The sequence below is a fragment of the Paraburkholderia sediminicola genome (genome assembly GCF_046030555.1).
GTDB classification, from domain to species: Bacteria; Pseudomonadota; Gammaproteobacteria; order Burkholderiales; family Burkholderiaceae; genus Paraburkholderia; species Paraburkholderia sediminicola_E.
On record NZ_JAQQCH010000024.1, the window covers coordinates 108,096 to 118,119 of the forward strand.

At 61.6% G+C, this 10,024-nt stretch carries 8 protein-coding genes and 1 pseudogene; 7 read left to right on the forward strand and 2 right to left on the reverse strand.

Going from position 1 to position 10,024, the window contains the following annotated elements:
• Positions 1-22: 22 nt before the first annotated feature.
• The 7 genes from PQQ52_RS27980 (at position 23) to PQQ52_RS28010 (ending at position 8,021) form a co-directional block, all read left to right on the forward strand.
• A complete protein-coding gene (locus PQQ52_RS27980; protein ID WP_408218635.1) occupies positions 23-454 on the forward strand; it encodes an ExbD/TolR family protein in 432 nt (143 codons plus the stop codon).
• Between the two features lie 224 nt (positions 455-678).
• Complete coding sequence (gene leuS, locus PQQ52_RS27985) at positions 679-3,270, forward strand: leucine--tRNA ligase (RefSeq protein WP_408218638.1); 2,592 nt, start codon at positions 679-681, stop codon at positions 3,268-3,270.
• A gap of 91 nt (positions 3,271-3,361) precedes the next feature.
• The gene (locus tag PQQ52_RS27990) at positions 3,362-3,913 is read left to right on the forward strand and encodes an LPS-assembly lipoprotein LptE (RefSeq protein ID WP_408218641.1); all 552 of its coding nucleotides are present in this window, start codon (positions 3,362-3,364) and stop codon (positions 3,911-3,913) included.
• A 72-nt stretch (positions 3,914-3,985) separates the two neighbouring features.
• Complete coding sequence (gene holA, locus PQQ52_RS27995) at positions 3,986-5,104, forward strand: DNA polymerase III subunit delta (protein WP_408218644.1); 1,119 nt, start codon at positions 3,986-3,988, stop codon at positions 5,102-5,104.
• 187 nt (positions 5,105-5,291) lie between these two features.
• Positions 5,292-6,563 (forward strand): glutamate-5-semialdehyde dehydrogenase, encoded by a 1,272-nt coding sequence (locus PQQ52_RS28000; RefSeq protein WP_408218647.1) that lies wholly within the window; start codon positions 5,292-5,294, stop codon positions 6,561-6,563.
• Between the two features lie 111 nt (positions 6,564-6,674).
• Positions 6,675-7,097 (forward strand): CopD family protein, encoded by a 423-nt coding sequence (locus tag PQQ52_RS28005; RefSeq protein ID WP_408218650.1) that lies wholly within the window; start codon positions 6,675-6,677, stop codon positions 7,095-7,097.
• Positions 7,098-7,529: 432 nt separating this feature from the next.
• A complete protein-coding gene (locus tag PQQ52_RS28010; protein WP_408218652.1) occupies positions 7,530-8,021 on the forward strand; it encodes a hypothetical protein in 492 nt (163 codons plus the stop codon).
• Positions 8,022-8,191: 170 nt separating this feature from the next.
• Here PQQ52_RS28010 and PQQ52_RS34625 read toward each other — a convergent pair whose 3' ends face one another.
• Both PQQ52_RS34625 and PQQ52_RS28015 read right to left on the reverse strand, forming a co-directional pair.
• Complete coding sequence (locus tag PQQ52_RS34625; RefSeq protein WP_459252560.1) at positions 8,192-8,449, reverse strand: YadA-like family protein; 258 nt, start codon at positions 8,447-8,449, stop codon at positions 8,192-8,194.
• A 42-nt stretch (positions 8,450-8,491) separates the two neighbouring features.
• A pseudogene (locus tag PQQ52_RS28015) lies at positions 8,492-10,024 on the reverse strand (YadA family autotransporter adhesin); the annotation flags it as partial.

Sequence of the window (10,024 nt, forward strand, 5' to 3'; positions counted from 1 at the left end):
CGAGAAGAGAGAAGGAGGCGACATGGCATTCGGCGGACTCGAGAAAAAGCAGACGGCCGCGCCGATGGCCGAGATCAACATGACGCCGTTGATCGACGTGATGCTCGTGCTGCTGGTGATTTTTATCATTACCGCGCCTTTATTCACACACGCGATCCGGCTCGATCTGCCCAAAGTCGCGGCAGCGCCGGCGCGGCAAACGCCGCAAACCATTTCTCTTTCAATCGATGCCGCCGGTAAGCTGTACTGGAACGGTAACGTCATCACGCTGCAGCAGATGCGCGCGCAATTCGTGGAGGCGGGCAAACAGGCCGACCAGCCTGAGATCCAGTTGCGCGCCGAGCGCTCCACACGCTACGAGGTGATCGCGCAGGTGATGGGTGCGGCGCAGCAGGCCGGGCTCGAGCGGATCGGCTTTGTCACCGATCCACCGCCGCCGGGCGCGAGCCAGTAGCGACGGTCGGGCCAGTCACGCCAGTCCTGGCCAGCGGCGAGCGGCAGCGCCTACCCCGCGCAATCCGTCGCCCCCGTCCCCGCGCAGCACGCCACGCGGCGCACCCGTCCGTGAACGGTATAATCAGCCCTTTCCCCCGCAGAAGGGGAAACGACGCCATTTCATCCAGCAGAGCACCAAAGCGGCCGGTGCGAAAGCACCGAACCCAGCGATTCCATCACACCATGCACGAAAAATACGTTCCCTCCGACGTCGAAGCCGCAGCGCAAGGGCAATGGCGCGCTATCGACGCGTACAAGACGTCGGAAACCACCGACAAACCCAAGTTCTACTGCGTCTCGATGCTGCCGTACCCGTCGGGCAAGCTGCACATGGGGCACGTGCGCAACTACACGATCAACGACGTGATGTACCGCTATCTGCGGATGAACGGCTACAACGTGCTGATGCCGATGGGTTGGGACGCGTTCGGCATGCCGGCGGAAAACGCGGCAATGGCCAACAACGTGCCGCCCGCTAAGTGGACCTACGACAACATCGCTTACATGAAGAAGCAGATGCAGTCCATGGGCCTCGCGATCGACTGGTCGCGCGAAGTCGCGACTTGCAGCCCCGATTACTACAAGTGGAACCAGTGGCTGTTCCTGAAGATGCTCGAAAAGGGCATCGCGTACAAGAAAACCGGCACCGTCAACTGGGATCCGGTCGATCAGACCGTGCTCGCCAACGAGCAGGTGATCGACGGCCGCGGCTGGCGCTCGGGCGCGCTGATCGAAAAGCGCGAAATCCCGATGTACTACATGCGCATCACGCAGTACGCGGATGAACTGCTGAACGACCTCGAAGGCCTCGGCTGGCCCGAGCGCGTCAAGATCATGCAGCAGAACTGGATCGGTAAGAGCTTCGGCGTGAACTTCGGTTTCCCGTATGAAATCGACGGCGAGCAGAAGTTGTTGCGCGTGTTCACCACGCGTGCCGACACGATCATGGGCGTGACTTTCTGCGCAGTCGCCGCCGAGCATCCGCTCGCCACGCGTCTCGCCAAAGACAAGCCGGAACTGCAAGCTTTCATCGAAGAATGCAAGCGCGGCGGTGTGGCTGAAGCCGACGTCGCGACGATGGAAAAGAAGGGCATGGCCACGGGCTTCACCGTCACGCATCCGCTGACGCAGGAGCAGGTCGAAGTGTGGATCGGCAATTACGTGCTGATGAGCTACGGCGAAGGCGCGGTGATGGGCGTGCCCGCGCACGACGAGCGCGACTTCGCATTCGTGAAGAAATACGGTCTGCCGATCAAGCAGGTGGTCGCCATTGAAGGCAAGGACTACTCGACCGATGGCTGGCAAGAATGGTACGGCGACAAGACCGGCACGCTGATCAATAGCGGCAAGTACGACGGTCTCACCTACGAGCAGGCGGTCGACCAGATCGCTGCTGACCTGAAGGAACTCGGCCTCGGCGAGAAACAGATCACGTGGCGCCTGCGTGACTGGGGTGTGTCGCGCCAGCGTTACTGGGGCACGCCGATTCCGATCATCCATTGCCCGAAGTGCGGCGACGTGCCCGTGCCGGAAAAAGATCTGCCGGTGGTGCTGCCGGAAGACCTCGTGCCGGACGGCACAGGCAATCCGCTCGCGAAGTCTGAAGCGTTCGTGAACTGCGCCTGCCCGACCTGCGGCGGCGCGGCCAAACGCGAAACCGACACGATGGACACCTTCGTCGATTCGTCATGGTACTTCTACCGCTATGCGTCACCGGGCGCGAAGACCATGGTCGACAAGCGCACCGATTACTGGGCACCGATGGACCAGTACATCGGCGGCATCGAGCACGCGATTCTGCACCTCTTGTACTCGCGCTTCTGGGCGAAGGTGATGCGCGATATGGGCCTGATCGACTTCGGCGAGCCGGCCAAGAACCTGCTCACGCAGGGTATGGTGCTCAACGAAACCTATTACCGCGAAAGTGAAGCGGGCAAGAAGACCTGGTACAACCCGGCTGACGTTACCGTCTCGTTCGACGACAAAGGCCGCCCGGTCGGTGCCGTGCTGAATGCGGACGGCCAGCCGGTGGTACTCGGTGGCGTCGAGAAGATGTCGAAGTCGAAGAACAACGGCGTCGATCCGCAATTGCTGATCGATCAACACGGCGCGGACACCGCGCGTCTGTTCGTGATGTTCGCCGCACCGCCCGAGCAGCAGCTCGAATGGTCGGGTTCGGGCGTGGAAGGCGCGAGCCGCTTCCTGCGCCGCGTCTGGAGCTTCGGCCACGCGAACGAGGCTGCATTGCGCGCAGGCGGCAAGTTCGACGCCGCGCAACTCGGCGAAGTCGACAAGGTGCTGCGCCGCGAAATCTACAGCGTGCTGAAGCAGGCCGACTTCGACTACCAGCGTTTGCAGTACAACACGGTGGTGTCGGCGGCGATGAAGATGCTCAACGCGCTCGACAGCGCGAAGGGCGCACAACCGGCGGTGCTGCGGGAGACGTACAGCGTGATGTTGCGCGTGCTGTATCCGGTCGTGCCGCATCAGACGTTCCAGTTGTGGCAGGAACTCGGTTACGCCGACGAATTCGGCTCGCTGCTCGACGCGGCATGGCCGAAGGTCGACGAACAGGCGCTGGAGCAAGCCGAGATCGAACTCGTGCTGCAGGTGAACGGCAAGGTGCGCGGCGCGCTCACGGTGGCGAAAGATGCTTCTCGTGACGCGATCGAAAAGCTCGCCGCCGCTCATGAGGCGGTCGAGAAGTTCAGCGAAGGCAGGGCTCCGAAGAAGATCGTCGTGGTGCCGGGCCGCCTCGTGAACGTGGTCGTTTGACAGCCCACCGAAACATGACAGCAGACAAACGCCGCTGCACATGGCGGCGCTTGTCTCTTGCTGCAGAATTTACTGCGAACCAGGAGCCAATGTGACTCGCAGATCGTTGTTGACGCTGGCGTGCAGCGTACTGATGTTGTCCGCCTGCGGCTTCCAGCTGCGCGGCCAGCAGGACTACGCATTCAAACGACTCTTTATCTCCGGCGGATCGGCCGCGGCCGACGCGCGGTTGACTCGCCTCGTGCAGGGCGGCAGCGACACGGTGGTGGTCAGTTCCGTCGCGAATGCCGACGCGACGCTGCAGATCAGCGAGGGCCGCAGCGTCAATACGCTCACGCTGAACTCGCTTGGTGTCGTCGAAGAATATGCAATGGCGCTGTCCATGACCTACTCGCTGGTCGCCAAGGACGGCACGGTGCTGATTCCGCCAAGCGTGATCGCGCTGAACCGCGCAATGACCTATAGCGACCAGTACTCGCAGGCCAAGGCTGCTGAAGCCGACATCCTGTTCGCGGACATGGAGAACGACGCGATCGACCAGCTTACGCGCCGTCTGTCGCTGGTGCGCACGATGCATCCGGCGCCGGGTCAGCAGGTGCCGTCGGTTGCGCCGCGCGCGCCGTTGCCGCCGCCGCCGCTGTGAGCGTCGTGCTGTGTTTTTGTTTAGCGTGCTGTGCTTGCTTGTGCACGCGTTTAACCTCGCCGATCGGTAGCCATGCAACTGCGACTTGACGCGCTTGAAACGCATCTCGCCAAGGGACTCGCCGGACTGTACGTCGTGTACGGCGACGAGCACCTGCTTGCGCAGGAAGCGAGCGACCTGATTCGTGCGACGGCGCGAGCAGCCGGCTTTACCGATCGCTCGGTGTTCACCGTCGAGCGCGGTTTCGACTGGAGTTCGCTGCTGGGCGCGAGTCAATCGATGTCGCTGTTCGGCGACCGTCAACTGGTCGAGTTGCGCATTCCATCGGGTAAGCCCGGCAAGGAAGGCGCGGATGCACTGAAGGCGCTCGCCGCCGCCGTGAATGACGACGTACTGACGATGATCACGTTGCCGCGCGTCGATGCGGCCACGCAAAAGTCGGCGTGGTTCACTGCGCTGTCCGAAGCAGGTGTCGCCTTGAAAATCGATCCGGTCGAGCGCGCGCAGTTGCCGAATTGGGTCGGTCAACGGCTTGCGGCTCAGGGCCAGCGGGTCGTTGCCGGCGAAGAAGGGCGTCGTGCGTTGGCGTTCATCGCCGAGCGTGTTGAAGGCAACCTGCTGGCGGCGCATCAGGAAATCCAGAAGCTCGGGCTGCTGTATCCGGCTGGTTCGTTGAGCTTCGAACAGATCCAGGATGCTGTGCTCAATGTCGCCCGTTACGACGTTTTCAAGCTGAATGAAGCGATGCTCGCGGGCGATGTCGGCCGCCTGGCGCGCATGCTCGACGGCTTGCGTGGAGAAGGCGAGGCCGCGGTGCTGGTGCTGTGGGCGGTCGTCGAAGAAGTGCGCACGCTGTTGCGGATCAAGCGCGGCGTTGCGGCGGGAAAGCAGCTCGCAATGCTGGTGCGCGAAAACCGCGTGTGGGGGCCGCGTGAGCGGCTGATCGGGCCGGCGTTGTCGCGTGTCACTGAAAGTGCGCTGGAGAAAGCGCTGGCTCTGGCGGCGCGGCTGGATCGGCAGGTGAAGGGATTGTCGGGCGGTACGCCTGGCAATCATCGCAACGACCCGCCGCCCGATCCATGGGACGGGTTGTTCGAGCTGGCGATGACGGTGGCGTCGCCAAAAGCAGCGGCGGTGCCCCCGCCGCGACCTCGGGCGGGGACGGTTGCGCCGACACGCAGGCCAGTCTGATCTGGAAGATCGACGTCGCTAGACTCGCTGGTATGACTAAAGCGGCCGACGTCGCTAAGGACGTCGCCTCCGCCATGCCGGCCGCCGCGGCAAGCAAAGCTCCGCCACCCGACTTACAATCGTTTCATCTTTCGCTAATTCTGCCTGTCCGCGGCACCTCGATGTGCGCGGCACCACGAGAATCCCCATGGATATTGACCAGTACATGACCGACCTCGGCCGCCGCGCCCGTCACGCTTCGCGTGCGATGGCGCGGGCGTCGACGGCGGCGAAAAACGCTGCGCTTGCCGCAGTCGCTCACGCGATCGAACGCGATGCCGCGCTGCTGAAGGAAGCCAATGCGCGCGACGTAGCGCGTGCGCGCGACAAAGGTCTCGACGCCGCCTTCATCGACCGTCTGACGCTGTCGGACAAGGCCTTGAAGACGATGGTGGAAGGCTTGCGGCAAGTCGCCGCGCTAGCCGATCCGATCGGCGAGATCAGCAATCTGAAATACCGCCCAAGCGGGATCCAGGTCGGCCAGATGCGCGTGCCGCTTGGCGTGATCGGCATCATCTACGAATCGCGTCCGAACGTGACGATCGACGCCGCCGCGCTGTGCCTCAAGTCGGGCAACGCGACGATTTTGCGTGGCGGCTCGGAAGCGCTCGAATGCAACACGGCGCTGGCTAAGCTGATCGGCGAAGGGCTGGAAGCTGCTGGTTTGCCTCAGGACGCCGTGCAAGTGGTGGCCACATCGGATCGCGCTGCGGTCGGCAAGCTGGTCACGATGACCGAATACGTCGACGTGATCGTGCCGCGCGGCGGCAAGAGCCTGATCGAGCGGCTGATGAACGAAGCACGCGTGCCGATGATCAAGCACCTTGATGGCATCTGCCACGTGTATGTCGACGACCGCGCGGATCTGGCCAAGGCGCTGACTGTTTGCGATAACGCGAAGACGCACCGCTACGGCACCTGCAACACGATGGAAACGCTGCTGGTGGCGCGTGGTATTGCGGCTGAAGTGCTGCCGCCTTTGGGTAAGCTGTATCGCGATAAGGAAGTCGAACTGCGGGTGGACGCCGCGGCGCGCGCGGTGCTGGCGGATGCTGGCGTCGGTCCGCTCGTCGACGCGAGCGAAGAAGACTGGCGCACCGAGTACCTTGCGCCGGTGCTGGCGATCAAGGTAGTCGATGGTCTCGACGCGGCGATCGAGCACATCAACGAATACAGCTCGCAGCACACCGACGCGATCGTGACGGAAGACCACGATCGAGCGATGCGGTTTTTGCGCGAAGTGGATTCGGCGAGCGTGATGGTAAACGCATCGACGCGTTTTGCTGATGGTTTCGAATTTGGTTTGGGTGCGGAGATTGGCATCTCGAACGATAAGCTGCACGCGCGTGGGCCGGTGGGTCTGGAAGGGCTCACGTCTCTCAAATACGTCGTGCTAGGGCATGGCGAAGGGCGGCAGTAAAGCGGTGTTCTTCGCGGGGCAATCGCTGCACAGGAAAGCGCTGACGCGCTTTCCTTCTCAGGCGCCGGCAAGGGGCGCGCCGATCTCCACGCTGTAAAGCCGTACAGGGACATGCTAATGCTTTGGGTCAAGACGTTTCACATCGTACTGATTGCCTCCTGGTTTGCCGGCCTGTTCTACCTGCCGCGCATCTTCGTCAATCTGGCGATGGAAACGGAACCGGCGGCGACGGCGCGTCTTTTGACCATGGCGCGTAAGTTGTTCCGCTTCATGACGTTTATCGCGGTGCCGGCGTTGGCATGTGGGCTGTGGCTGTGGCTGGCAGTTGGCATTGGACGCGGGCAAGGCTGGATTCACGCGAAGGTGGGCGTGGTGGTGTTGCTGGTTATTTATCACGCTTATTGCGGCGTGTTGTTGCGGACTTTCGAGCGTGGTGAGAATCGTCGCACGGATAAGTGGTATCGGATGTTTAATGAGTTGCCGGTGCTGGGGATGCTGGCGGCGGTGGCGTTGGTGGTGATTAAGCCGTTTTAGGGTGGGGGCCGCCGTTGCTTTGATCTGGTTAGGTTGTAGGGTTTGAATTGGAAAGGGCGGATTGCTGAATTCAGCAATCCGCCCTTTTTGTTGCCCGCGTTGGTGTTGGACGCATTGTCTTAGGCCGGATGGCTAGGTGGGTTGTCGGCCTATATTGGGACGGCCAATGCGTGTGCGGCCTGATTTATAATTCTTGGGTCACTGGCATCAACCGGTGGCTAGGTTTGACAGCCTACGTCAGAAACCGCACACCCGCTCAGGCGGGCGTGCGTCTGCCTCTGCACGTCTATATTTCAATGGGCGGGCCGTGGCGGGGAGCCGCGAGGCTCGCCGGTTTGTTTCTGACCCGGTCTGTCAACCCGCTATGTGCCCGCTCACCCTCCTTGCAAGCGAGTGTCGGGCGATCCAGGTAAGTCTTAGGGAGATCGCACCATGAGCAAGTCCATCAAAAAGCAACCCGCCTCACGCCCGCCTGTTGACGCTCTGCAATACGAAAAGCTCGCGCTGTCGGCGTTCGGTTCGTGCGAGCGACAAATAACTCAATTAAACAGGCTGGCTACGCTTGCGACCTCAATATATAGGAATCCTGCATTGACAGGCCATGAACGACGTAGCCAGCAAGTATTGCTCGAGCTGCTGGTCGAGACGTGCGAGGAGTATGAGCGGGAAGTTGAATGCGACCGCGAACTGTATCAGGTGATCGCGCTGGATGCGCGTGGTATCGCTCAGCGCCGCATTACAGCTAACGCTGCGGCGAAACTTCTTGCGGAAGCGGGACAGGAAACGCAGGAAGCGGCACAGGAAGCCGTGCAGGAAGCGAAGAAGATTGAAGCGGACGTCGAGACGCGCAAGACTGCGACCCGTAAGTCGGCACAAAGGAGCGCCGACGTGACGGCCGCCACGGCCGCCACGACTGCACGCTGAGCCACTTTGAAGTAACGACAGAGGGGTCAACGTTTCTACACGTGAATGAGAAAAAGGCGGTTTGCTGATTCAGCAAACCGCCTTTTTTACATCGGAGAAACTACTTAGAAATAAGGAATCCTATTCAGATAAAACACCATAACCGCAAGTACTTTCCCTGCTACAGCGAATTAGAACTCGTAGCCCATCTGGACGCGCGCGCCAGCGTCACCAGAGTTCGACACCGAAACGGCGCCGTTCGTCAGCCACTTGCCGCTTTGCGAGCGATACGTCACACCTACGGCCGCTGCCGAACCGCTCTTGTACGCGCCGGCACCGGCTGCCACCACTGTCTTGCCAAGGCCCGACGGTGTCAAGTTCGGCATCGCCATGGCGGCGGCGATACCGGCGTACGAGTTCTTCGCGACTTCGTTCACTGAGTTTTGCATCGCGTTGAAGCGCTGATTGTTGTTGGCGTTAGCCTGGCTGGTTGCCGCGTTCAGCTGGTTCACGTTCACTGCGTCCGTGCCTTGCGTGCCGGCTGCGACGTTGGTGATCTGACGTTCGTTGTCCTCGGAACCAACCGAGACAGTGTTCGCACGATCCGCCACCGAGTTCGCACCGAGCGCCACCGAATTGCTCGCCGTCGCTTTGGCATTGCCGCCGATCGCGACTGCATCCGCACCGGTTGCCTGCGAATCCGCCTGCGACGAGTTCGAGTGGAAGTACTTGATGCCTGCGCTACCCGTCGTGATGTCGCTCAGCGTGCTGTTGATGCTGCTGATGTCCGACGTGTTTTGGGTCACGCGACCGTCGATGTTCGTCACTGCGTCGCCGACGTTGTTCACCGTGGTGCCGCCGACATTGAAGGTCGGGGCATTGACCGAGCCGTCCGCATTCACCGTCGAACCGCCGCCGATTGCGTTGGCGACCGAACTGCTGACGCCGTACAGTTGCGAACCGTTCACAGCGTCCACACTGGTCGCGTTGACCGCGCCTGCCGCCACGCCGGTCACAGTGCGCGCGCCTTGCGTACCGGTCATGTCGACCACGGTGCCGCCTGTGTCCTTCGCAACGGTGATGTTCTGTGTCGTCGCGTCCTGCTTGACCAGACCGACTTCGCCATTGTTGATGCTGTTGGTCAAGTTCGTGATGTCGCTGGTGTTTTGCGTCACGCGGTCGTCGATGTTGGTGATCGCGTCACCAGCGTTGTGAACCGTGGTGCCGCCAACCACGTAGGTCGGAGCCGAGATCGTGCCGTCAGAATTCACGGTCGAGCCGCCGCCCAAAGCGTCGGCAACCGAGTTGCTTGCGTTGTACAACTGCGAACCGTTGATTGCATCCTGGCTCGTTGCGGTGACCGCGCCCGCCGCCACACCGGTGATCGTGCGTGCGCCATCGGTGCCCGTCATGTCCACCACCGCGCCACCCGTGCTGCTGGCGACCGTGATGTTCTGCGTCGTCGGATCCTGCTTGACCAGACCGACTTGACCGTTGTTGATGTTATCGGTCAGGTTGGCGATATTCGTCGTGTTTTGCGCGATATCAGTGGTGTTTTGCGTCACGCGGCCGTCGAGGTTCGTCACTGCATCGCCGACGTTGTTGACTGTGGTGCCGCCGACAGAATAACTCGGTGCAGAGATCGTGCCGTCGGAATTCACGGTCGAGCCGCCGCCGAACGAGTTGGCGATCGAGCTGCTAACGCCATACAGTTGCGAACCGTTGATCGCGTTAAGGCTGGTTGCGTTCACTGCGCCTGCCGCGACGCCGTTCAACACGCGGGCGCCGGCAGTGCCAGTGAAGTCGACGATGTTGCCGCCCGTGGCGGATGCTACGGTGATATCGCCGGTGGTCTGATCCTGACGCACCAGGCCTTCCGTGCCATTGCTGATGTTGTCTACCGTCGTTTGAAGGGTCGAGACGTTTGCGTTTGTCGTGAACAGTTGCGAGCCGTTGACTGCATCGGTACTCGTCGCACTCAGAACACCGGCTGCCATGTTCGTGACATTATGGCCCCCCATATT

Bases quoted from the DNA above. Each gene is read 5' to 3' on its own strand.
- PQQ52_RS27980 (WP_408218635.1), top strand. From the start codon at position 23: ATGGCATTCGGCGGACTCGAGAAAAAGCAGACGGCCGCGCCGATGGCC.
- leuS (WP_408218638.1), top strand. From the start codon at position 679: ATGCACGAAAAATACGTTCCCTCCGACGTCGAAGCCGCAGCGCAAGGG.
- holA (WP_408218644.1), top strand. From the start codon at position 3,986: ATGCAACTGCGACTTGACGCGCTTGAAACGCATCTCGCCAAGGGACTC.
- PQQ52_RS28000 (WP_408218647.1), top strand. From the start codon at position 5,292: ATGGATATTGACCAGTACATGACCGACCTCGGCCGCCGCGCCCGTCAC.
- PQQ52_RS28005 (WP_408218650.1), top strand. From the start codon at position 6,675: ATGCTAATGCTTTGGGTCAAGACGTTTCACATCGTACTGATTGCCTCC.
- PQQ52_RS28010 (WP_408218652.1), top strand. From the start codon at position 7,530: ATGAGCAAGTCCATCAAAAAGCAACCCGCCTCACGCCCGCCTGTTGAC.
- PQQ52_RS34625 (WP_459252560.1), bottom strand. From the start codon at position 8,449: ATGCAAAACTCAGTGAACGAAGTCGCGAAGAACTCGTACGCCGGTATC.